This is a genomic window from Shewanella sp. N2AIL, from assembly GCF_022690845.1.
Classification (GTDB): Bacteria; Pseudomonadota; Gammaproteobacteria; order Enterobacterales; family Shewanellaceae; genus Shewanella; species Shewanella baltica.
In genome coordinates, this window is sequence record NZ_JALBYT010000017.1 from 23,832 (window position 1) to 48,206 (window position 24,375).

General features: G+C 42.3%; 19 protein-coding genes. 6 read left to right on the plus strand and 13 right to left on the minus strand.

The features are described 5' to 3' along the window. Nucleotides 1-2 precede the first annotated feature (2 nt). The 5 genes from MO387_RS11590 to MO387_RS11610 all read right to left on the minus strand — a co-directional run bounded on the left by MO387_RS11590 (nt 3) and on the right by MO387_RS11610 (nt 6,215). A complete protein-coding gene (locus MO387_RS11590; protein ID WP_226060101.1) occupies nt 3-557 on the minus strand; it encodes a TMEM165/GDT1 family protein in 555 nt (184 codons plus the stop codon). A gap of 654 nt (nt 558-1,211) precedes the next feature. Next, a complete protein-coding gene (gene cas6f / locus MO387_RS11595; protein WP_226060102.1) occupies nt 1,212-1,823 on the minus strand; it encodes a type I-F CRISPR-associated endoribonuclease Cas6/Csy4 in 612 nt (203 codons plus the stop codon). A gap of 1 nt (nt 1,824) precedes the next feature. Then, a complete protein-coding gene (gene csy3 / locus MO387_RS11600) occupies nt 1,825-2,874 on the minus strand; it encodes a type I-F CRISPR-associated protein Csy3 (RefSeq protein ID WP_226060103.1) in 1,050 nt (349 codons plus the stop codon). 9 nt (nt 2,875-2,883) lie between these two features. After that, the gene (locus MO387_RS11605; protein ID WP_226060104.1) at nt 2,884-4,989 is read right to left on the minus strand and encodes a type I-F CRISPR-associated protein Csy2; all 2,106 of its coding nucleotides are present in this window, start codon (nt 4,987-4,989) and stop codon (nt 2,884-2,886) included. Continuing rightward, nucleotides 4,983-6,215, minus strand: coding sequence for a TniQ family protein (locus tag MO387_RS11610; protein ID WP_226060105.1), 1,233 nt, complete (start codon nt 6,213-6,215; stop codon nt 4,983-4,985). Before MO387_RS11610 ends, MO387_RS11605 begins: the two co-directional genes overlap by 7 nt. Nucleotides 6,216-6,491: 276 nt before the next feature. Here MO387_RS11610 and MO387_RS11615 point away from each other — a divergent pair, with 276 nt between their 5' ends. The 4 genes from MO387_RS11615 to MO387_RS11630 all read left to right on the plus strand — a co-directional run bounded on the left by MO387_RS11615 (nt 6,492) and on the right by MO387_RS11630 (nt 14,440). Beyond that, complete coding sequence (locus MO387_RS11615; protein WP_226060106.1) at nt 6,492-8,114, plus strand: class I SAM-dependent DNA methyltransferase; 1,623 nt, start codon at nt 6,492-6,494, stop codon at nt 8,112-8,114. Beyond that, nucleotides 8,111-9,304 (plus strand): restriction endonuclease subunit S, encoded by a 1,194-nt coding sequence (locus MO387_RS11620; RefSeq protein WP_226060107.1) that lies wholly within the window; start codon nt 8,111-8,113, stop codon nt 9,302-9,304. The genes MO387_RS11615 and MO387_RS11620 overlap by 4 nt, the downstream gene beginning before the upstream one ends. A gap of 21 nt (nt 9,305-9,325) precedes the next feature. Beyond that, complete coding sequence (locus MO387_RS11625; protein ID WP_226060108.1) at nt 9,326-13,018, plus strand: DEAD/DEAH box helicase family protein; 3,693 nt, start codon at nt 9,326-9,328, stop codon at nt 13,016-13,018. Between the two features lie 244 nt (nt 13,019-13,262). Further along, a protein-coding gene (locus tag MO387_RS11630; protein WP_086010626.1) for an IS3-like element ISSba5 family transposase occupies nt 13,263-14,440 on the plus strand; the annotation gives its coding sequence in 2 pieces (ribosomal slippage) (nt 13,263-13,521 and nt 13,521-14,440; 1,179 coding nt in all). A 72-nt stretch (nt 14,441-14,512) separates the two neighbouring features. Here the strand turns inward: MO387_RS11630 and MO387_RS11635 are convergent. Next, nucleotides 14,513-14,812 (minus strand): helix-turn-helix transcriptional regulator, encoded by a 300-nt coding sequence (locus MO387_RS11635; RefSeq protein WP_226060272.1) that lies wholly within the window; start codon nt 14,810-14,812, stop codon nt 14,513-14,515. A gap of 231 nt (nt 14,813-15,043) precedes the next feature. On the opposite strand from MO387_RS11635, the gene MO387_RS11640 reads away from it, so the two are divergent. Beyond that, nucleotides 15,044-15,565: a hypothetical protein gene (locus MO387_RS11640; RefSeq protein WP_012588894.1), complete on the plus strand. Its 522-nt coding sequence runs from the start codon at nt 15,044-15,046 to the stop codon at nt 15,563-15,565. 2 nt (nt 15,566-15,567) lie between these two features. After that, complete coding sequence (locus MO387_RS11645; RefSeq protein ID WP_226060236.1) at nt 15,568-16,980, plus strand: DEAD/DEAH box helicase family protein; 1,413 nt, start codon at nt 15,568-15,570, stop codon at nt 16,978-16,980. On the opposite strand, the gene MO387_RS11650 is transcribed toward MO387_RS11645, so the two are convergent. The 7 genes from MO387_RS11650 to MO387_RS11680 form a co-directional block, all read right to left on the minus strand. Continuing rightward, entirely contained in the window at nt 16,962-17,984 is a 1,023-nt protein-coding gene (locus tag MO387_RS11650; RefSeq protein ID WP_226060238.1) for a TniB family NTP-binding protein, read from the minus strand. The genes MO387_RS11645 and MO387_RS11650 overlap by 19 nt on opposite strands. Then, the gene (locus MO387_RS11655) at nt 17,981-19,834 is read right to left on the minus strand and encodes a Mu transposase C-terminal domain-containing protein (protein ID WP_226060239.1); all 1,854 of its coding nucleotides are present in this window, start codon (nt 19,832-19,834) and stop codon (nt 17,981-17,983) included. The genes MO387_RS11650 and MO387_RS11655 overlap by 4 nt, the downstream gene beginning before the upstream one ends. Further along, entirely contained in the window at nt 19,831-20,379 is a 549-nt protein-coding gene (locus MO387_RS11660) for a TnsA endonuclease N-terminal domain-containing protein (RefSeq protein ID WP_226060240.1), read from the minus strand. Before MO387_RS11660 ends, MO387_RS11655 begins: the two co-directional genes overlap by 4 nt. Nucleotides 20,380-20,663: 284 nt before the next feature. Beyond that, a complete protein-coding gene (locus tag MO387_RS11665) occupies nt 20,664-21,269 on the minus strand; it encodes a hypothetical protein (RefSeq protein WP_012197745.1) in 606 nt (201 codons plus the stop codon). 94 nt (nt 21,270-21,363) lie between these two features. After that, on the minus strand, nt 21,364-22,401 hold the full coding sequence (locus MO387_RS11670) for an acyltransferase (protein WP_006083507.1): 1,038 nt from the start codon (nt 22,399-22,401) through the stop codon (nt 21,364-21,366). A gap of 2 nt (nt 22,402-22,403) precedes the next feature. Next, on the minus strand, nt 22,404-23,801 hold the full coding sequence (locus MO387_RS11675; RefSeq protein WP_107946282.1) for a hypothetical protein: 1,398 nt from the start codon (nt 23,799-23,801) through the stop codon (nt 22,404-22,406). A gap of 193 nt (nt 23,802-23,994) precedes the next feature. Beyond that, on the minus strand, nt 23,995-24,345 hold the full coding sequence (locus MO387_RS11680; protein WP_071940643.1) for a YkvA family protein: 351 nt from the start codon (nt 24,343-24,345) through the stop codon (nt 23,995-23,997). Nucleotides 24,346-24,375 lie beyond the last annotated feature (30 nt).

Genomic DNA, 24,375 nt, shown 5'->3' on the forward strand with positions numbered 1-24,375 from the left:
TCTTAGACAAACAAGGTTGCCACTCCCAATAAGGCAAATAGTACCGCGCAGCCACGGTGTATCCATTGCATGGGTAATTTATCGGCGCTGAAATGCCCCGCAATCACTACCGGTACATTAGCAAGCAACATGCCTAAGGTCGTGCCTGCAACCACCATAGTTAATGAATCGTATTTTGCGGCTAACACTACCGTTGCTATTTGCGTTTTATCGCCCATTTCGGCGATAAAAAATAGGATAAAGGTGGCTAAAAAGGGGCCCATTTTATAGAAACGGCTCTCTTCTGCATCGACTTTATCTGGGATTAACACCCAAAGGGCAATTGCGAAGAACGACGCGGCAACTAAATAACGAGTAAGATCTGGGCTGACCCAGTTAATCGCCCACTGGCCAATCCAAGCGGCGGCAAAATGGTTGAATAACGTCGATAGAAAAATACCAAGAATAATGGCAGTTTTGTTTTTAAATCTTGCGGCGAGAATCAGTGCAAGTAATTGAGTTTTATCACCAATTTCGGCGATGGCAACCGTAAAGGTTGAGGCAAGTAGGGCTTCCAAGTGTGATCCTTTAGGGGTGGTTAAGACATAAGCACAATAAACTGTCCACCCCTAGGTGCAGTCATTGTGCTCAGGTCTTGCTGGGCAAATCGATGATTTGCTATGAACACCATGGCGTGTGGCCAAGTATGTTGATGTTCACCCTAGATGACGATGGCTCGAAATCCAGTTAGCTACTCCCCCGAAGCGACTTACCAATCCAATTAAAATTTCACTCTCACCGCATAACTATTATTAACGTCACATGAGTTATATTTGGGTAAATTGCGACTGATTGAAATCGCAAATTTGTTAGACGAAACCAATAATGGGGCAAAACTGAGCTAGGGACTTTGTTTATTGAAAATAAAAAACCTCTTCCCATAATAATGGAAAGAGGTTTTGCTGCCTTTTCGGCGGGTATCTCAAAGTCAACTTGTAAATGACGATTTTCGCGATTTTCAGCTGCCTATACGGCAGGTCACTCCAAATCCAATTTCTGTATTTATTCTCTACAATTTTCAGCTGCCTATACGGCAGGTCACTATACACTTATAAAATAAACCTATATAAAATCAATTACTAGAGCCAAAATCAAGGAAATAACCATATAATTTCTCAAACAGATAATTGGCTTTAAAATTAAAACGTTACAGCAACCACCAAACCAAAAGGTCAGATCTTATCTACAAGACGAGATAGCTCCGGTACTGTTCCATTTAGTTGTAAATTGCTAGCAAACCCATAGCTACTAAACAATGGTTCAGTTTGCTTCTTTGCTACCATTTTCTGTATATGAAGAAGGTAATCTTGCTTATTACTACCGCTGCTCATTGCTATACGATGGAAAATGTTAAACTCTCTTGGCTGAGTATTTTTTATAGGATTAAACGTCTCACCTCGAGCTAATGCTCGTTTTTCCAAACGTTTTAAGCGTCTGCGGGCCTCACCAACAAAAATCTTTGCAATTGCCTGATTACGTTTGAACATCACTTCAGCACAATCATCAGGCACCATTTCAACATTACCAAGGCTAAAAAAACCACATTCTTTCATATCTTGAAAATAGGATTGCTGCTTTAGCTCACTCAAAACAGTTTTATCAGAATGAACAAAAGCAATGACATTACCGATAGAGGCGTCCGACCAAGCAGGAAACGTCACCCCAAGACCTTTAATTTCATGTTTGCAGATGTACCCATGCATTACTGAGATACAGCGCCCCATTAGCAGGGCCAAGTTTGCTTCTTTTGGTAAGAAACGCACCATAAAATAGTAGCGCTGCATATTATGCCTTCTTCGTTTCGGCTTTCTTCTGGAACATACCACCCTTTATCAGGACAGCAAAAAGATAGTAAATATTAGGATGAATTGAATGCCCTGACTCTGCTGCCTGTTGATTGAGTTCAGCTAAATACAGCTCAGTATTTACAAATAAAGTATAAAAACTCAGTGCAGATTCAGGTGAACGTCGTGCAATACCCAGCTCTTTGTCCGCACCGTACTCATGTACTCGTAACCGTTTAACATCGTCCTGATCCCACCAACTATCAATTGATTGAATAGCCGCACCTATCTTGACCGAATTAAAACTCACCGCATAACGACCATCAGTACATTTAACCTTAGTAAACTGTTTTGAAGTTTCACCTTCTGCAGACTTTTCACCAAAGGTTTGGCTTGGGTAGATCTCTTGGCAAAAGACAGTCTCAATTTTTGCCGTAATATCAGCGTTCCAAAATACATTCGGATCAGTCAAAGCTAAGTGCATCTCTTTACTTAATTCATCAAGAACAGTCCGAGCTTCATCAGACCAAATATTCCAAGCTAACTGCCTCGTATTACTTATTTGATAACACTTTCCCGTACTGGTTTTAATATCTATTTGAGTGTTACCAGAGTTTTGATTACGCCAGAGCCAAGTTCCTAACAGCAGATTTTTACAAAAACGGGTCGCCAGCTCTTGGTAACCGTCGCACTCCTTAAATGCTGCCGACAACTTTTCAAGCAAAGTAAAAACTTCAGGATCGCTGCAGCCAGAGGGTTTGAGCGAGTTAGCTTGTACTCTTAGCGAGAAACGGCAATAGATGTGCCCTACATTTGGCGGAACATAACATTCTTCAATAGTTAGAGGATTACAGTGTGTAAGGTCCTGGGGTGCTAAGTTTTTCGATTTAAATTGGGGAGTAAATGCTTCAGTGAATCCAGCTTTTTGACCACGTATACGAGTGATTTCAGCTTCTAGAGGAACAAAATCAGAATCGGCCGTTTTATAAAAAAATACCGCCTTACTTGGGTAGAGGGATCGGTCATACTTTAAAACATTGCATAGCTCCATAAACCTTCCTTAAATCCGTTTCATCAGCATTGAATGCTCTTTTGCCTCTAACATCCAAAACGCTCTCTTAAAATAGTTTATCTGCCCCTGTAACCTTATCTCAATTGCCGATGCACACTCAACTACGCCAAGTGCTGGCTCAGCATAGCAATGCAAAGACTCTAAACTACCGACTCGGTTAACGGGTTCAGTCAATGGTAAATAGCCAAACATAGTGGGGCACAGCGAAGAATTTTTATCCAGCAGAAACAGAAGATCACTAATATTACCCATTGAATATCTAGTCGGCATAATCCATTTTCCTGACATAGGCAGTCTTTTCAATATTGAAAAAAGTTCAGCTTCGGATTGATAAAGCTGGCACCACGCATCAACAGCATCTAGCTCGGGAGGATGCATTACTCCACCGGCAAAGTTCGCCGGAAAACTTGCTTTCAACATTTCAGTTTGATTATCTAAGATAGCTAAATCGTCTTCATAACCATCAATATGAATGACAAGATCAAACACTAAATCACAATGTCTATTATCAATTATTCCAGCTCGTCTAAATTGATTATCTTTCGATCCTTGCATACTGTACTCAGGCAGTTTTTTGCCCGAGACAGATGAGTACTGACGAATAAACCACGAAAATGAGGTTAATCTAAGCTGAGTACCCAAGCCTTCATTTAATCGCCGCTGGTAGTTATGCATCATTCCCCAAACAGCTGTGAGAGAAGGAATACCAACACAATAGGGATTAGATAAAGCTTGGGCATCAAACACCCGAATACCTTTCAAATGTAAATATCGCTGGAAATGCTCATCCTCAGCATCTTTTTGTAGCAAAGGTTCTTTATAAGCCAAATGAGTTAACAACCATTTCAAGCTATTTCGAAGATAGGGCATCAATCTCTGGTGAAAGGCATACTGACTTATCGTTGCAGAATGCGACATCACCGAATTTAATCTACCGAACAGAGGCATCAGCAATTCAGGTAATAGCTCATTCTCAAAGGTTAAAAACTGATACTCTAATGAGCCATTAATAGGCTCAAGCTCACTAAAATTTCTCGGTCCTTCTTGGACCTCAAATCGCCATTCCAACATTGGCGCAAGCCACTCAGATAATATCTCTCTTATCTGTTTAAGACAGGAGACTTTTTGCTGCCTGCGTTGCTTTAACGCCAATGCTGAGGAGCTCGATAACAGCTCATCCAATGCCTTGATAAACCTGCGCTGTGACAATACATTTAGATTCAATACATCCTGACCAGATAAAACCCTAGCCAGTAAATTGTCGCTTAATCCGTAAGTTTTTTTATTAATACGAGGCGGATAATTCAGAGCTTTAACATTACCGCCAAGAGATGCGGCTAGCTCACTGACTGCCGCGGGACGAATAAACTCAAGACTGGTATATCGGCCCTGTTTTTTGATTGCTGCTTGTTGGAGTTCAGACTGAAGTGCATGGCTTACAACGGGGGTAATCGCTATATATCCATCACGGAATGGCATTCGAACCTGTACGGAGTATTTATCGACTCTATCTGGGCTTAACTCCTCAGGTAAAAAACGCTTCACCCTGCCGCAAACATTCATAAAATCTTTAACAGGCATGCCAAGTTCTTGAAAAGCCTCTTTCCAGTGTTTTGGTGCTTCACACATTAACGTTGCAAGGCAAGTTACTTTACCTTGCCAAATAAACTGGCAGCCAAACAGCTTGGCAAAATTGACTTTAGCACTGTCATGAGACCACCCTAAAGTACGCTGGCAATTAGCGCTACTCAGTATATTGGGATGTAATTGAGGACTGGGGGCAACGAGCCTTTGTTTACTGACCCGAATATCTGGGTACTTGAGATTATGGGTATGCAGCCATTGTACTTCGTCAATGCAAACATCAATATGGGTTTGGTTGTTAACCGTTGTTCTAGCTAACCTTTTATCGAGTAAGTCATCCACCAACTTTTTCGGATAGGTAAGATTAAGCAAAATAATTAGGGCAGAGCTTTCCTCGCCAGTCACATCTAACGGTTCTGTATAAGCAGCAAATGCACGCCTCAACGCTGCCGAACGTGCTTGAACATCTTCAATATCTAGCAGTTCTCGCAAATGTAAATTCTTTACCATGCCGATAAGTACATCCCCTGTCTATCACTACCAAAGCTACTTTTATATTCGATCACTTGCCTTAAATAAAATACAGCTGTGTGAGGGTCAATCCGCTGCTTCATTTTTTGTCTAAACGCCGACGTTAATATCCCATCTTGATGAAGCCGATAAACCTGCTCTTGGGTTGTTGATAGTAAAACCGCCGTTTCTGCAACTGTCACTAGCGTATCAGCCACGTTAGGTTTTTTCGATTTTGGATGTAACTCAACTAATCTTTGCAAATAACGCATTAAAGCAACATAGATAAAATGTGGCTCTTTATCCTCTGGATAAAGACATCGTGAATGCAAAATCAACTCACCAAAAATAAACCGAAAAGCAGTACGATTAAATAGCTCTATCAGCCTTAGTTCAGCACCTTGAGTCACTTTATCCAGTTCTTGAAAAAAGTTGTCAGGCCAGTTATCAAAATACTCAATTGCATCGCTAAAAGAATTGTCATTACTTCCACCATGACGCTTTTGGTACCAAAGTAGAGCCGCAAGTCGGTGAGTCGCAGATGTTTCATTAATAAGTGGATTTGTAGAGGTAACATCACCATTGATAAGGCTTCGCGCTAACATGAGATCTGATTGTTTGGCGCTAATAACTGCTGCTTTTGAAAGCTCAAATCCACATGAACAATAGCTAATCGATTCTTTCTCGATGTAGTTGAGCTTTGCTTTGCATTCTGGGCAATGATGGATCAACGCGCACTCATGCTTGGCACAGGCAGTATATGGTTTTAAATGCCAAACTTGCCGAATATAAGGCTCATCCTTTAAGCACTCAGGGCAAACGGGCACACTCTCGACATCATCCTCATTGGCATAACGGATAAAGCTCAAAGGAATATCGATACCATTACGATGCACTGCAACGCTAGACCCCATAAAGACTCTGTTAGATCTAAATAGGGCTATTTTCTCCAGTTCATGAGGAGGTAAACCAAGAAGGGACTCAAGCAAACTCAGTGCCCTCATCCTAAAGTGGCTATTGTGCTTGGCATGATAAATATTGAGGCGTTTTAGCTCGATAGGAAAAGCCCCATGTGCCTCAAAATCGAGCTCATGTAGCTCTTCTCTGATCGCCAAACTGAGCTGCTGATAAGAATCAAAAAAGTTCTCTGAAACGATTCGAAGCAAATAACTTTCAAGCGACTCATCAATGAATGCACGCGCTCTAGGGGAAAATAAAAATGCCATCACCCACCAAAAACTAAGTAATTCTTAGTTTGACGATAAGGTTATGCCGAAAAAATAGCAAGTTAATCCTCCAAATTTTACCTTCCATAACCTTTAACTCATGCAGATAACTGGCTCAAAAATTTGACCTATTACCATAACATAACGCAAATTTGCTGCTATGATGAGGCCAATTTTTTAGCCGCCAAATGCTAAGGCTCCTGCCTATATCCAAGCGGCTCATATCAAGTGGCCCATACCCCGCTTGATTCGTGATATTGAATACAGAGAGATTAAATGTTAACAGGCAAAATACGTAATCAAATCGACCAAGTGTGGACTATGTTCTGGACTGGCGGTGTCGCCAACCCTATCTCTGTGATTGAGCAAATCTCTTATCTGTTATTTATCCGCCGTTTAGACGAGCTTCAGCGCACCGCAGAGCGGCGCGCGCAGGCCACGGGCATTGCTGTGGCTAACCCCATTTTTGGCCCTGATGAACAAGCACTGCGCTGGAGTCATTTTAAAGATAAAGATCCTGATGTGATGATGGACATAGTCCAAAATCAGGTGTTTCCTAAAATCAAAAATCTTCACGATGAAGGCAGCTTTGCTGAGCACATGAAAGATGCCATCTTTATGATCCCCTCCGCTAAGCTGCTATCGCAAGTGGTCGATTTGCTCAATGCCATCAACATGGACGACAAAGACACCAAGGGCGACTTATACGAATATCTATTAAGCAAATTGCAACAATCGGGCGTTAACGGCCAGTTCCGCACCCCGCGCCACATTATTCAAATGATGGTCGAGCTGATGCAGCCAAAACTGGGCGACACCATTTGCGACCCGGCCTCTGGCACCTGTGGCTTTTTAATGGCGGCGCTCGAATACGTTGAACACCGCTACAAGCAAGAGGTTAATAAGCCTGCCAATCGCCAGCACTTTAATAATGCCATGTTCACCGGCTTTGACTTTGATAAAAGTATGCTGCGCATCGGGGCGATGAACATGCTGCTGCACGGCATTGAAAACCCAACTGTGCTGTATCGCGATAGTTTACAAGATCAAGGCGATGCTAATATTCGCGAAGCCTATAGCTTGATTTTGGCCAACCCGCCATTTAAGGGCTCGGTCGATTTTGACATTATTGCGCCGGATTTACTGCGCGCGCTGGGTAAAAACCCTGCCGCCAAAAAAGTCGCGCCAAAATACAAAACCGAAATTGATGCAGACGGGGTTGAAACCCAAGTTGAAGTGAAAGCCAAGGGCCCAACCGAAAAATCCGAACTGCTGTTTTTAGCGCTGATTTTACGCATGCTTAAAGTCGGTGGCCGCGCCGCGGTGATTGTGCCAGACGGGGTATTATTTGGCTCAACCAAGTCCCACAAAAGCATTCGCGAAAAACTGGTTAACGAGCAAAAGCTTGAGGCGGTAATTTCCTTACCATCTGGGGTGTTTAAGCCCTATGCAGGGGTGAGCACCGCGATTTTAATCTTCACCAAAACCAACTCCGGTGGCACCGACAAGGTGTGGTTTTACGATATGCAGGCCGATGGTTACTCGCTGGATGATAAACGTACGCCGCTGGTAAAAGACGGCCCAGATGGTAGTAAAGGGCAGCCGACCCACGAGCAAAGCAACATTGCCGACATTATTGCCCGTTTTACTAGCTTAACGAATCCCGATGGCACGCCGAACTTTGCAAGCCCTGAGTATAAATGCAGCACCACAGATCAAAGCTTTATGGTGCCAGTGGCACGCATTACCGCCAATGACTGCGATTTAAGCCTGAATAAATACAAGCAAGTGGTCTATGAAGCAGTGCAATATGACTCGCCCAAAGTGATCTTAGCGCGGATTAAAACCCTACAAGAAAAAATGACAAAGGGTGTGCAAGAGTTGGAGAAATTGCTGTGAGTTGGCCTTTAGTTACTTTAGCTTCAATTGCCGAAATTGTAACTGGCAATACACCAAGCAAAGCTGATGACAGTTTTTTTGGTGGTGATATTCCTTTTGTCACTCCTGGAGAGCTAGATTTAGGATTTGTAGATAATGCTAAGCAAACTTTAACAGAGAAAGGCGCCAAAGTTTCTCGCCTCATTCCTTCAAACTCTGTGATGGTGTGTTGTATTGGTTCTTTAGGGAAAGTAGGAATATCATCAAGACCAGTTGTTACAAATCAACAAATTAACAGCTTAGTTATTAATGAAGAGGTAGCATTACCTCTTTATGTTTATTATTTTTGTAAGACCTTAAAAAATACACTCAATGACATGGCACCAAAAACAACGGTAGCCATAGTTAATAAATCAAAGTTTTCAGCTTTAAAAATCCCACTGCCACCACTCGAAACCCAAAAGCACATTGCGGCGGTATTAAAAAAAGCCGATCAACTGCGTAACGACTGCCAGCTGTTGGAGCAAGAGCTAAATAGCCTCGCCCAGTCAGTCTTTATTGATATGTTCGGTGATCCCGTAACCAACCCGAAGGGATGGGCTTGCCCGAAGTTATCTTCAATTGTTCGTGAAATTCAAAGCGGTCAAAGTCCAAAATGCGATAGCCGCCCAGCAAATAATGGGGAGTGGGGTGTTTTAAAGCTGAGCTCTGTGACTGGAGGTTTTTATAAGCCTAGTGAAAACAAAGCTATTCTTGAAGGGACAAACCCGGATCCAAATATCGAGGTTCATGCTGGCGATTTACTTTTCACAAGAAAAAATACTTACGAATTAGTTGGTGCTTGTGCCTATGTGCGTGATTCCACCAAAAGATTAATGCTCCCAGACTTAATATTTCGATTCGACATGCCATCTGACCTAAAAATTTATTTTTGGGGATTATTAAACAACAAAAACTTTCGGCTACAGATAAAAAATTTAGCTTCAGGAGCCGCTGGCTCTATGCCTAATATATCAAAATCAAGATTAAATGACTTAGATGTACTGATTCCATCTATGGATATGATTTCAAAATACACATCTACTGTCAGCAATATATGGCAGCAGTTAGATATTTTAAGTGAATTAAAATTGTCCTATGGTAATAATTTTGATGCCCTTATGCAAAAAGCCTTTAGCGGTGAACTTAATCTTGCTAATGCGAAAACTTAATAAGATGTAAAAGGAAATTACATGTCAGAGACGGTCACTCCTTCCGCCAGTACGCTAAACCCCGCCAGTGTCGCGCTGGGTGTTAGCAACTTTGCGTTTATGGCTGAGCTGCTTAGCGCCGCCAATGCTAGTGCTAATACCGCGAATGCCAAGGTAGGCAAGGAGGCCAATCTCTTTAGCCGACACTGCGCCGAAATACTGGCCCGCGCCCAAAGCGCCGAGGCCAATATTAAAAGCGACCCACGTATTGCAGGCTTTTATGCTCGCAATGCGCTGGAGCTGATGGTTGAAACCGTGTTTGACATCGACAACTGGCTAAAACGGCCTCGCCATGATGCGACCCTAATGTCGCTGATCCATGACCAAGGCTTTAAAGATAACCTTGCCAGTAACTTATTCCCCAAGCTTAAACTCATCATCAAAATCGGTAACGAGGCGGTGCACGGCAAAAGTACCCCGCCACAACGGGATGCGTTGCAAGCGGTCAAAGAGCTGCACCATGTGCTCTATTGGTTTATGCGCACTTATACGCCAACGCTCGATAAAACCCACTTTACCATCGCGCCCTTTAATGAAGCCCTAGTACCACAAAAGCTCGCCATTGATGCGGGCCTGGTCACTAAAGCCATCAGCAGTATTAAGCGGGTGCAAGAGCTTGAAAAACAGCTCGCCGAAAGTGACAGCATTAAGCGTGATGAGTATCAGCAACAGCTGAGTGAAAATGCCGCGCTAAAGGCGCAAAACGAAGCTTTGCTTGCGCAAATTGCCAAGGCCAAGCAAACGGCCGATAGCACGCAGGACTGCCACAACTATAACGAAGTCGAAACCCGTGATTATCTCATCGATGCGCTGCTAAATGAGGCTGGCTGGCCGCTTAAAGATAAGCGCGACCGTGAATATCCCGTAACCACCATGCCAATATCAGATGTTAATCCACTGGGCAATGGTGCTGTCGACTATGTGCTCTGGGGCGATGATGGCACTGCGCTGGCAGTCGTCGAAGCTAAGCGCACCAGTCGCCGCCCAGAAGACGGCCAACAGCAAGCCAAGCTGTATGCCGATTGTTTAGCGCGTCAATGCGGTGTGCGGCCGATTATTTTTTACAGCAACGGTTACGAAACGTATTTGTGGGATGATGCCTTTTACCCGCCGCGCAAAGTACAAGGTTTTTATACCAAAGATGAATTAGCGCTAATGATTAAGCGCCGCAGTGACAGGGTGGCGTTTTTTAATGACGATAAGGGTAAAGGCAAAAAACTGACTACCCAGATCAATGAGGATATTACCAACCGTCATTATCAAAAAGCGGCGATTACCCATATTTTGCAGCACTTTGAGCTTGAACATCAACGCAAGGCGCTGCTGGTAATGGCAACGGGCACGGGTAAAACCCGTACTGTGATCAGTCTGGTCGATTTGTTGGTTAAAAATAACTGGGTGAAAAACGTGTTGTTTTTGGCCGATCGCAATGCGTTGTTATCTCAAGCAAAAAAGAACTTTGTTAAACTCTTACCCCGTGTCAGTTGCGCCATATTAAGTTCAGGCCAGAGTAAAGACAGCATCGACAGCCGCTTGTATTTTGCCACTTATCCCACCATGAAAAACCTGCTCGACCGTGGCGCGAATGAGCGCCCCTTTGGTGTAGGGCATTTTGATTTAATCATTGTCGATGAAGCGCATCGCTCGGTATATGCCAAGTATCGGCAAATTTTTGAGTATTTTGACGGCCTGTTAGTAGGCTTAACCGCCACCCCGAAAGATGAGGTTGAAAAAGATACCTACGGCATTTTTGACTTACAAAAAGGCATGCCCACCTATGCCTATGAAGACGGCAGCGCCTATGCCGAAAAATACTTAGTGCCACCGACTAAGATTTCGGTCGCGACGCAGTTTTTGCGCGATGGGGTGAAGTATCAAGCATTATCGGATGAGGAAAAACAGGAGTGGGAAAGTAAACCCGAGCTTGAGGGCCGCGATGAGGTTTTGCCGTCTGAATTAAATAAATTCCTGTTCAATGAAGATACCGCTGAGAAGATGTTTGCCCAGCTGATGAGTAAAGAGCCGCTTGGGGGCATTCATGTGGAAGGTGGCGATGTGATAGGTAAAACTATCATCTTTGCGGCCAACAATGATCATGCGGTATTCCTTGAAAAAATGTTTAATAAAAACTACCCCAAATGGGCAGGAAAGCTGGCGCGGGTGATCACCTTTAAAGAAACCTATGCCCAAAGTTTGATCGATGAATTTGGCGGCGATGAAAACGAGCGCAAAGACTTTGACCCGAAAAATCCCACCTGCCGAATTGCGATATCGGTGGATATGCTTGATACAGGTATTGATGTGCCTGAAGTGGTCAATTTGGTGTTTTTTAAAGTGGTTCGCTCTAAGGTCAAATTTACCCAGATGGTTGGCCGAGGCACTCGTTTATGCCCCAATTTATTTGGCCCAGGTGATGACAAAACCACTTTTAAAATATTCGATTATTGCCAAAACTTTGAGTTTTTTGACGCCAAACCTGAAGGTTTACCCGTAGGCATTACAAAACCAGTTATGCAGCAAGTGTTTGAAAAACGTGTGCAATTAAGTACCTTGCTCAATGCTCGCTTGCTAGATGAAACCTACCGCGATAAATACCCCGAAGATTGCGAGCTACTGCGCGACTTGAACAACTATCAACTGGATATGCTGCATCATCAAGTAACGGGCATGAACCTTGATAACTTTATTGTGAGGCCCAAACGCCAGAAGGTTGAACCGTTTTTGGAACGCGGTTTTTGGGATCATATTGATGATGCAAAATTTACTGAGCTTGAAAGCCATGTCTCGGCGCTCCCCACAGAAGCCGACGCTTTTAATCAGGATGAGCAGGTTAATAATTTATCCAATCGTTTTGACAATCTGATGTTAACCATGCAGTTAGCCTTACTTGAAAAAGGCATACTGCCAGAACTGAGTCGGCAACGAGTAATGGAAATCGCCCAGCAACTTGAGGCCAAGTCCACCATTCCCGCAGTACAAGCGCAGTTACAGTTAATTCAAGACATTCAAATGCATGAGTTTTGGCAAGATATTCATGTAACGACATTAGAAGATATTCGTAAGCGCTTGCGTAACCTAATGTTTGCATTGGATAAAGATAAAAAAGAGGTGGTATACACCCAATTTGTGGATGAAGTACAAGGTGTACATGACGTAACAGCCGTGTATCAAAATCCTACGATGGATTTAGCCCAATACCGCAAAAAAATTGAACTGTATATCCAGGATCATCAAGATCAACTGACCATTCAAAAGCTCAAGCGCAATAAGCCGATCACCCAAGCAGACTTAGATGTTCTTGACGGTTTACTGTTGGATGCCAGTGGCATGAGTGACATAGAAGCCTATCGCCACCAAATACTACAAGAAAAGCCATTAGGCACCTTTATTCGGCAATTGGTGGGCATGGACTTGAATGCCGCTAAGGAAGCCTTCAGCAGCTTTTTAGATGAAGGGATATATAACGCCGAACAAATTAACTTTGTAAACCAAGTTATTGATTATCTTGTTGATAATGGTGTGCTAGATATGGCGCATATATTCGAGCCGCCTTTTACTGACTACCACGGCGAAAGCGCCTACGGCTTTTTTGATGAAGGCAAAGTAGTCAAGCTGTTTGGGGTGATACGAAAAGTGAATGCTAATGCTGTGGTGGAAGAGAGTAAGAGTGCTTAGTTTGTATTAGCTCTATTAAAGGTGATTTCTTGCGAAGTTTAATCTCTACAATCGCGTCAAGCCAGAAGGTTTTAACATTCTAAAGGGTATTAAAACCACAGAAATTCCGGCTCGTTATGACTGATAGAGTAGTTCGTTTCATAAGCACCATAGTAGTTTGAAGATATGTTTGTAGTGGCACACTAATTTTGGCCACCTAAATAGAGGTGATATTATTGCCTCATAGATGACCTTAGGTGAACACATGAGATCGACAACCAGAAAAACATTTAGTGCTGAATTCAAACTTGAAGCAGCCCAATTAGTCCTCGATAAAAACCATAGCATCATCGAAGCTGCAAAGGCGATGAACGTAGGTAAGTCCACTATGGATAAATGGGTGAGACAGTTAAAACTAGAACGCCAGGGTGGCACACCAAAAGCATCTCCGATTACCCCTGAACAAATTGAAATCCGTGAGCTGAAGAAGCAAATAGCTCGTCTTGAGGAGCACAATCTTATCCTAAAAAAGGCTACCGCTCTCTTGATGTCAGACTCGATGAACAATTTACGCTAATCAGCGCACTCAAGCAGAGCCACTCTATTCTCACAATTTGTAATGCATTCAAAGTACATCGAAGTAGCTATAAGTATTGGCTAAAAAGAAAAGAACATATTGATGCAGACTTTACTATTTTATGCAGTGAAGTGAAGGCCGCACATCGTATTAGTCATGGCTCTGCCGGTGCGCGAACGATAGCGCAATTAGTGACTAACAAAGGGATTGGTCTCAGTCGTTATCGAGCCCGTAATCTAATGAAAAAGCTTGGGTTATTAAGCTGTCAGCAGCCTAAGCATTCTTATCGGAAAGCGACACAAGAGCATGTTGCAATCCCCAATACGCTTAATCGACAGTTTGCAGTAACTCAACCAGATCAAGTGTGGTGTGGCGACGTGACGTATGTTTGGGTCGGTAATCGCTGGGCCTATCTAGCCGTTGTTCTTGACTTATTTTCCCGCAAACCTGTTGGATGGGCCTTGTCATTATCACCAGATAGTGAGCTGACCTGTAAAGCTTTGAAAATGGCATTTGAGTTAAGGGGTAAGCCTGAGAATGTGATATATCACAGCGATCAAGGTTCGCATTACACAAGCTTGAAATTCAGACAATTAATATGGCGTCTTCAAATTGAGCAAAGTATGAGTCGCCGCGGGAATTGTTGGGATAACGCCCCAATGGAGCGTTTCTTTAGAAGTTTGAAATCTGAGTGGATACCCGCCAGTGGTTATGGGAATTTTACAGAAGCAGATAAAGAGATCACAAATTACATCACTGGATATTACAGTGAGACCAGACCCCATCAATATAATGGTGGGTTAACGCCAAATGAGTCAGAACGTTTATATTGGAATGACTCTAAAACCGTGGCCAATTTTACTTGACCACTACATACGGCAGGTGGGGAATCAGGAGAACGAACATTAGAGGGATTTTATACTAAAGGGCATTAGTGATTAATCACCTTTAATTTGATGCACTAGTGCAGCTTTTTCTTCCTCAGTCATCTTTTCAAGCAAGCACAGTAACTCTGCTGTGCTTTCTGACTCACAAAAAAAATACGCCACAGGCACACCTAGCTCATGGGCCATGGCCTTTAAGGTCTTGTAGTCAGGCGTGTGCTTGCCTTTCTCATACTGATTCATACGCGCACTGGCGCTACCAACCTCCATACCTAGCTGAATACCCAGTTGTTTTTGACTAATTCCCTTAGCAATGCGGGCTTGTTTAAGTCTAATAGGTAATGGATTGATGATTTTATCTGCCACAGCTTCAACATGATTTGTCCTTTGATGCTCAGATTGTCTTAGTTTTTTCACTTGAGGTATACTAAGGAATCCTTAGCTTTTTAGGGCTTGTTGTCAAGATTTAATCTGAGCTAAGTAATATCAAGTTACCTATCAATGAAGACTCTGTTGATTTAAGCGTAACAAAATGTCATGGAGTGGCTCGTTAAGCATTGAAATTAAAAACTATTGGTAAAAACCGTGGCTATAAAATTAATTCGTATCAATGAAATTTTGTTTAGTATTATCATTGCCGTAGAGCTTGAAAAATTCACTATTACTCAGATAAAAAACTTGATAATAGAGGCAAATTCTTCAGTATCGTCAAAAGATATAGATCAACTGGTGCGTCGTGCTTGTGCAAAGCTGGTCAATGTTGGATTTTTGGAGAAAAGAAACCAGGGGAATAAGCACGTTTATTATAAAACAGCACTGTTCGATAAATCACAGCTAGTACCCAGCAACGCGCGAGTCAAAGCAATAGCTATCACGTCTTCAAACTCACAAGAACTAACACGCCTTAAGGCTACACTCAACCAATATCAAGTTGATTTACTTGGATACATTGGGGAAGCGGAAGAGTTTAAACGTCTCATTGAAGAGATCCCCAATTCGAAACCCAGGCTTTATCCCAGATACATGAATGCTCGTAATCAAAGTTCAACATTGATGGGGAAGATTAAAGCTGTAGAGTCATGCCTTAACGACCTCAAAGGACTATGACGGTGAAGTTAAGACAATGGCAAAGCCAATGCGTTGATGCGGCGTTGGCACGATATCAAACTCAAAGTCACTTTATGTGTTTAGCCACGCCAGGTGCTGGTAAAACTATTATGGCTGCAGAACTAGCTGCAAGACTGATTGCTATGGGGAAAATTGATTTTGTGCTGTGCTTCTCTCCATCATCAGAGGTGAATGACAGCATTCGCTCAACCTTTTCAAAGCGTCTGAATAAGCGATTTGACGGGCTAATGGGTGCCATTGGTAGTGTCTATACCTATCAGTTCATGCCCTCCTTAACTGAGGCGTTTTGGCAGCTATTACGAACGCATAAAGTGTTTGTGATCATGGATGAAGTTCATCATCTAAAGGGCAATCTTCTTAGTAATGCCAATGCATGGGGAGAAGAGGTACTACTAAATATTCAATATAATGCGGCATATACGTTAGCGCTTTCTGGTACACCTTGGCGCTCAGATAAGGCCCCTATAGTGCTTTCACGATTCACTGAACCAGATAATACAATCCACTGTGATTTTAGCTATGGATTAAAGCAGGCAATTGCGGATAACGTCTGTCGTCAGCCTAATATCGTTTTAATTGATAACAACAAAATCAAACTAGAAATTGATCAAGAGATTGAGACATTTGCATCTATAGCTGAGCTCTTGTTAGGCCCAAGATATAGTTATCAAGCGTTAATAAATCATCATCAAATAATGCATTATATGTTGAATCAAAGCGTTAAAAAATTAGCTGAAATACGCCTCAGTAACCCGAATGCCGGCGGTTTAGTTGTTGCGGCGTCAATTAAACATGCTAAACGATTACTCCAAATACTTGTCTCTGATCTTAAACAAAGTGCGTGCATCGTGACATCTAGCTCAAAGAATCCTTCCTGTATTATTGATGGATTTCGACAAAGTCACACCCAGTGGATTGTTAGTGTGGGGATGATTTCTGAAGGTACTGATATCCCTCGGCTGCAAGTATGTTGTCATTTGAGCCGAATAAAAACTGAAATGCATTACCGACAAGTCCTAGGTCGAATATTAAGGGTTAATTCAAATGAGGCTCAACAAGCTTGGTTATTTACGTTAGCAGAAACAAGCCTGACAGAGTTTGCTTATAGAATTGACCAAGATTTACCGGAGCAATCTGTGGTTATCGAGCAGACTGGCTCACAGGATTTAGACATAGAGTTACCGCAATTAACATCAAATGAAGCTACTCAAGGGAATATAGGTAATGAGTTACATGTGGATCTGTCAGGTTTTTCATTATCCAATACTAATGGACATGCTAGCGCTTCACATAAGTCCGCCATTGACGAAGAGAACTCTTACAATTTGGCATTGCTAGGTTCATATAAAGAGCAAATCGTCAGAATGTTTGATAATTATTTACTCAGTAGCTGAGCTAAGGTTTGTGGTTTAGAAAATACTCTAGCAATCAGCATTTCTTCTGCTGACATTGCATTTGAGTTATACCTAGAATGCTCAAAAACTTCAGAAATCAGAATATCCTCTATTGGTTGAGTAAATGGATTATTTGAGACAGTCCCTGATGTTCGATTGAAAAGTGTTGTATAAGCGTCCGCAAAATGTTGATTTTCTAGCGTGTTAGCACCTGCGAGTAGCGCATTCTTCAATGCTTCTAAAAGAAAGTGTTTTAGAATCCTATTTTCACCTCTACAGGCTGCAAATAAGGGAATTGCCACATGCTTGTCTTCCAGCTTGGGAGGCTCCTCAAAGGGCATGTACTTAGCTAAACCCATCAGATATTGGCGGTAATACTTGCTGTCTTTTTGAAGACTAAAATATTCAAGTTTTCTTCTTCTCACTAAGCGAGATGACCACTGTGGTTCTTCTGCAATTTGTTCGGCCCAAGGCATACCGACTAACACAATAGGAACTCTGGCTTCTTCACTTATATACTTGAACGCATTTGCAATCAGCTGTCTCTCTTGAACTGTTTTGAACTCGATTAATTCTTGAAACTCATTAATGATAAGCAGCTCAACTTTGGCTTTAACCAAGTTATCGACCAGTTTTTTCCTCAAGTCAGTGGCATAGCCATGCTTCTTTCTTTGATGGCTTCCAAACAGTTCAAGATCCATCAACATCTGAGTTAGTGTTGCATCTAATCCTTTGCCACTAGATATACGGCTAACTAGAACTGGTATAAATTCACGTCCGTATTTCTGGCTAGCTAATACTTGTTTTTTATAGTGGTTAATTAGATGGCTTTTGCCTACTCCGGTATCTCCCGTTAAGAGCATACATTGCTGATCTGATTGAAAAGTTCGATTAAACCTTAGTTCATCAAAATCATTGAAAATGGTTATCAATTGAGGATGCATGACAATACAGTCGCTAAATTTACCCAGTTGTTCAATTTGAGTAGGACTTAATGTCTTCATTCAAAAGCCTCTAAATCGTCGTCCCAGTTTTCGAAAATATGGATTTGTTTAGCTGCTGATTTACTAGGTAAAAGTAAGCTCTGATCATCACTTTTCATTTTTATCGTATTTTGGCCTGTGCTACTCACATCAGCCAACTGAGCCTGTTTCTTAACCGCTGTAATTTTTGCTTTGGTTTTGGATGCTATAAATGCTTCTTGCTCTTGTTTAACTCGAGCATGAATAGCCATACGCGCTTTAGCTAATCCCAAATCATCCTTCCCTTCCCGAATAATCTCACGATTAATTTTCTTGATCATTTTATGCTCATGAAGGCTCAAACCGTGGGTATAATCACTATTATCAGTACAGGGGACTTTAAGATAACCGCCTAATTCTTCGAGGTAAACATGGATACTCGATAGATCGTCAGGGTCGACTTTAATGATTTTTTTGATGGTTTCTTTGGTTTGTGGGTAATGCTTTCTGTAATCGGCCAAAGCAGTAGAGTCATACATTAACTCTTCAAATTTAAAACCATTTCTGGTTAATGTTCGCTCATCTGAAATACCCATCAGCACAGTAAACCGTTGTTCGTCCTCTGCACTCATCTTTAGTGGCGGGTAAATATCAAAGCCACGCTGCCACTGTTTTATAGGAATTTGTGTTTCACGTGAGTCTGAATCTTGATGATAAATATCAACAACCCAGCGATGGAATTCTTCAACAAAAGTAGAAAAGCGCATAATAGCGTCTTTTTCCGGTTTATAGTCTTCTTTTGCTAGGATATTCGAGAAGGTTTTACCTGGCATTTCGGCTAAAAAGCATTCGTTAATCATCCCGAAAAAACGTTCTACAAAAGGCTTTAACCAAGGTTTACGAACTGGGTTATATTGAATGTTTATTCCTGCCTCTTTACAGGCATGCTCTAAACTTTTCGACCAAAATTCAGCTCCATTATCCACAACTAGGTTTTCAAATTTACCATAGCAAGGCCACTCATTTTGAAGCTCTATATCAAGACCTTCAAGTGATTTAGGTTTTATTGCATGTACGATTGCCTTGGCAGCTGAAACATATGAAGGCGACCGATAGCTTAAGTGAAACCCCAAAACACAACCGCTGAAAACATCAACAATCAAAGTTAAATAAGGTCTGCCAATTGGGATAGATAATTCATCGTCAATCAGAATTAGATCTAGTGGAGTGTGATCGATTTCTACCCGCTCTAATATTCGCGTTGGGGGAATATGGGAAGAGCAATAAGCAAACCATTGATCTGCTTTAAATTTACCATGCCGCGCCACTGCAACAGGATAAGGAGGTAATGACTTTATTCTTTGGCTAAAGCTTTTATAAGAAATGATAGGAATTTGTCCATCAACAATGTTTTCATTTTCAATTGTGATGGCATCTTTATAGTACTGATATGCTGTAGATACTTTAGGCCTTTTAGCATCTAAAAAACGAGTTAGGGCTTGCTCAAAAAATGCTTCATCCCCCTTAACTCGACTCGTTCTATTACCCATTTTGTGTCGCTTAACGACTAATGATGCAAGGTCACCATCACTTTCAATGTAGCTTTTACGCCAACGGACTAACGTTCGCCAGTTAGGCCGCTTGTCCATGGCCGTAGTAAAAAGAACATCAAGAATTGGATCTAGATTTTTTTGAGTCCATCCACCAGAAATTTTTTTGTCTATGAAGACAATGAGTTGATATTTGTTTAACGCATTGTCTCTTAAAAATTCAGGGAAGGTATCTAAGTCTCTTTTGACTAATGCTGTATCTTCTAACTTCACATATTGAATGGGGGTATCTGGTTTTTTAACTAATTCAGACTCACTAAATTCATCCTCAAAATCCATCATTCAATGCACCATACCGCTGGATTACAACCAAGATCATCCTGGCTTAAGTTCGCCTTAACCAATCCTTTATGCATAAGGGAATACAAGTGTGAACGGATTTCCCCTAATGCTAATGATTGCTTTGCAGCCACATCGTTAACACTAATTTTCCCTGTTTTTTTTATAAGATTGAGCAGTTCAACTTGAATGTCGCTCAAGCCGTAAACTCCCGAATATCGATGCAAAATTTTAAGATTATTTAGAATCGGGTTTACACGGATTTGACGTTCAGTGACCAAGATAAGATCTGCACCTAAAGACTGAGCAGCCGCTTTCTTTGCTAGAAATCTAGCCCTAAAGATTGGATCGAATGTTTTGCTATAAGGTTTATATTCATGGAACTTTACTGTCCCATCAAAAAACTGAATTATCGCATCAGGAGTATAGGGCAATCTTTTGCCCTCAAAAGCGTAATAGAACCCTTCAGGCTGGCTACCAAACACCTCTATACAATCATTGTATTCATGATGAAAGCACGCATCAAACTCCAATGAACTTTCACACATTATCGTTTCGCTAACTTTTGCGCTAGCGAATTTAAATACGTTTTTGTTCGGTGATGGTTTGCGTAAGCTTCTTATGTACATGAGTTAAATTCGCACAAATAATGTACATTTATTGTACTGGGATACAAATATTTGTCAAACTATGGGTTATTTGAAAGCCAAAATACTGATATTAAATAAAATAGCTTCTGTATTGTAATTACAAAAGCCATTTTTATGTCATTAAATGAGTTAAATTTGTCAAGCTATGGGTACGTTATGTCAATGTATGGGTTCAGCGACAATTACTCATGCCCCCAAGGTTTTGGCGGTAATACAACAGGTTGAGTGAGATCAAAATCGACTTTGAAATCGCGGTTTTCGCGCGTGAGTTGATAGCTAAACGTTGTTGGCGTAATTTCCATGTGCCACACATTCGTGATCGACTGGGTTAGCCCATTCTTAACGAAGTTATCGATAGATTCCCTATCAATGGGGAACGATTGTTTCAACACTGTCCCATCATTCATGGTATCGCCGCCATACATAGTCACAGCATCTTCACTGCCATCTTGATGGCGATGGTCGTGTTTCAACTTAAGTCCTTGCTGCGTTTTAGTCAGCACCCAAGTACGTGAATGGTCATCACCGACATGGAACGGGATCTTAAGCTCAGTGTCGCTGCATTCGCGCACGTGCATAATTAAAGACTTACCGCTAAAGGCCGAGTCCGCAGTGTCACCCGAAACCACTTTGCCCGCAAAAGCTTGGCCACAATGGGCGGCAATTTGCGCAAAGAAAGTATTCTGGGTCTCAGTGGATATGGGCTCAGCTTGAGCCGCTATGGATGGTAAGGTAATCGAAGACAAACTGGCGAGCGCGAGACTCTGTAGGGCAATTCTGGACTTCATCATGTTCTCCATTTTTTAGATGAAAAACACCCTAACACTAGGAAATAAATTCAAACTGAATTTTCCCTAGTGTTAGTGACGATAAGCCAAGTGATTACCAGCCGATATAAGTACGCGAACGATTACCGAGACGCTTCTTGATAAAGCGAGCCGTAATAATACTTCCCATCATCAGGAAGATAAAAATCCCCGCAGAGAAGAGCACGCTAGTGACCCAAGATCCCGGCGGTAAACGGTAACGCATTAAGGTCGCAGTGGCGTTAAACATCATGTCGAACAGCGGATGAATAAAGAAAATCGCAAAACTCATCTCAGCCACTTCCACTAACCAAGGCAATCGACTGCGCCCCGACAACCATTCGCAGAAATTCAGCACTAACACACATAAACAGAGTTTTTGAATAAACTGCCAATCGATACCGTTATATTCAAACGGAGCCTTATGGTAGTTACCAATATGCTGCACTATGTAAGTTTGCTCGACTAAGCTCACCACTAAAAAAATCATCGCGAGGGCAGTAAAGATAGAACCAAAGCGCGTCACAATATGTTCATCTTGCGAATATAAAATACCAATCAAATAGAAAGGCATAAAATACACCACTGAGTGGATGAAATTGACGTTGCCTATGGGTCTATGCAGCAGAATAGCCACCACACAACTCAGAACAAATAGCGTCCAACGCATCTGCTGTGAGCAACGGATAAACCACAAAAATATTGGCGAAAATAAAAACACCGCCATGATGAATGGAATATACCAATGCGGATACAGGATATAACCGTTACGTATTGTGTAAAAAATACTCAGCAAGAGTTTATCGAGCGACTGGTGCTCCATAAAAATCCAGCGTAAACACAAACAGAATAAACCGATCAGAGAGACGACTAAAAAAGGATAAAGTACGTTCTGTACTTTGTTCTTCATGAACTTGCTATAGTCGAAATCCTTATAAAAAATACGATGGAAAAAGTACCCTGAGATAAACACAAACAAAGCCGTGCCACCGCGCAATAGGTTTTCCAGCAACAGCGGGAAACCTTCTCCAGAGTTGTAAATACTGTGGCCAAGTACGATAAAGATAATCGCAATACCACGCATGTAGGTAAATTCGAGCTGATTTTTTCTCATTATTAATTCATCGCACAGTAGAGGGTTCTTCCATCAACAACACTCGCAGAAACCCTAATAGTTCCATGGACTTCTGCTTCATTGAATACCAGATACTGACCCTCACGCTGAAAGGGGAATGCCAAAGGTAACAGAGTTGCAGCCTCAATGCCCTCACAATAATTTTGTACAGGAACATCGAGTAATGGACTGCCACTCACTGACAAGTTACTAAATTGCGCGCTCATCCCTAGGTAGGCTTGTGTCATTTCATCTTGGTACGGCACAACATAAAAACCAGAACGCACATCACCCACATCAATAAAACTACTGCTATCACTGACGCTCGGCATCACCAATAACGGCACTCTAACGTCCTGCGCATTCAATAATAGCTGCGACAATTTCGCTTGAGTGGCGGGATAATACGCCAGCATTTCCTGTAACAATTTCTTCTGTTTACTGTCTTTTCTTTCTACCGGCGGCACTGGTTTCACGCGATTTAATAGCAAATCTAGCGGTAACATGCCCGACATGACAGACTCCTTCCACACATAAGGATCTTGAGTGCTATCCAACAATATGCCCGCCAAGGCGCCGATGTTTTCCGCCTCAGCCGACCAACCACCCAACATTTTCCTCTGCTGATAATAGTCGTGCACATATTGGGTCAGTATTTGCTGATAACCGAGTAAGGTTTGATTTTGGCTTAAAATACGTGCGCCAGCGGCCAATTCCACATACTTAGCGCTGCCTTCGACGAGGTCGTTGATGTAACCGACTCTATCCTCGTTTGGCGCAATTTGACGCCATTGCTGCAACCAATAGGCCGCATGGCTCAAGTGTAATGACTGCTGATCAGGTTGTGCCAGCGCCGCCATTAAGGCATCAAACAACTGTAAACGGTAATAACGGGCATCGAGGCTGAGCGGAAACACTTCGCCCTCGTAACGCCTGCCCTCTTCTAAAACTCGCCATTCGGATTGCGCATAAAAATGGAAAGCTTCATGCAGACCATTACTGGCCCAGATTAAAAAAGCTAAATCCGTGGGCTTAGTGTCGGTAGTAAATTGGATGTTCGGCGCTTCGAGTTGGATTAATACCCCTGGCTGACCTTGATATTGCGGAAAACCAAAATTAATCGACAGACCAGACTGCAGGTTGACTGACTCTAAGACACTATTATCTTGAATGATTTCGCCACCGGGCTGACGCAGCCAGACGTTGCCGCCATAACTAAAGAGGTGCACTTTATCTTCGAGGCGAAAACCCGGCCACAAAGCTTCGCTCTGGCGACTATTCTGCGCCATAAAATCGAGGTAAAGACGGGCGAGTTGTTCCGGAGAGGCCTTATCGGCAAACGCGGGGGTAGCGGCAGAGACACCTAAAAACCATAGGATCACTACCATAATATTTTTCATTTATCTGCCTAAACAAACACAAGGGGTTTACAAAACAGCGCTAGCATATAGCGCAATCAAGCAATAGTGAAACGTTTGCAAAAAAATATTTTTACCCCAGAAAATCTAAGTAAAAACCAAATCAACGACTCCTAATAAAATCATATTTTTAGCGCAATTTAGCATCACTTAGGTCTTGTCGCGCCCATTAGGCTTAAACCTTAGTTTCCGTCGGTTTATCGCCAAACCAGAGCGCCAGTTTATCCGCCGCGAGGGATTTCACTTCGTCATCGATATATAAGGTCACCATAGTCAAAGCTGCGGCAAGGGCACCTAGATCATCGGTAAAACCCACTAAAGGTGTGAGATCGGGGATCGCATCTAAAGGGGAAATAAAATACGCCAAGGCACCGAAGATGACAGACTTGGCCCATTTAGGGGTATTTGGCTGCTGCGCCGCATAATAAAGCCACAGGGCACGCTCGATCACTTCCCTGCCCGCCTGACGGCTAAAGAGTTTAACCTTGTTCCAAAATCCGCTGTCGGTAAATTGCTCATCCGCCATTATATCGCTCCTGCAGCTTGAGATTGTTTG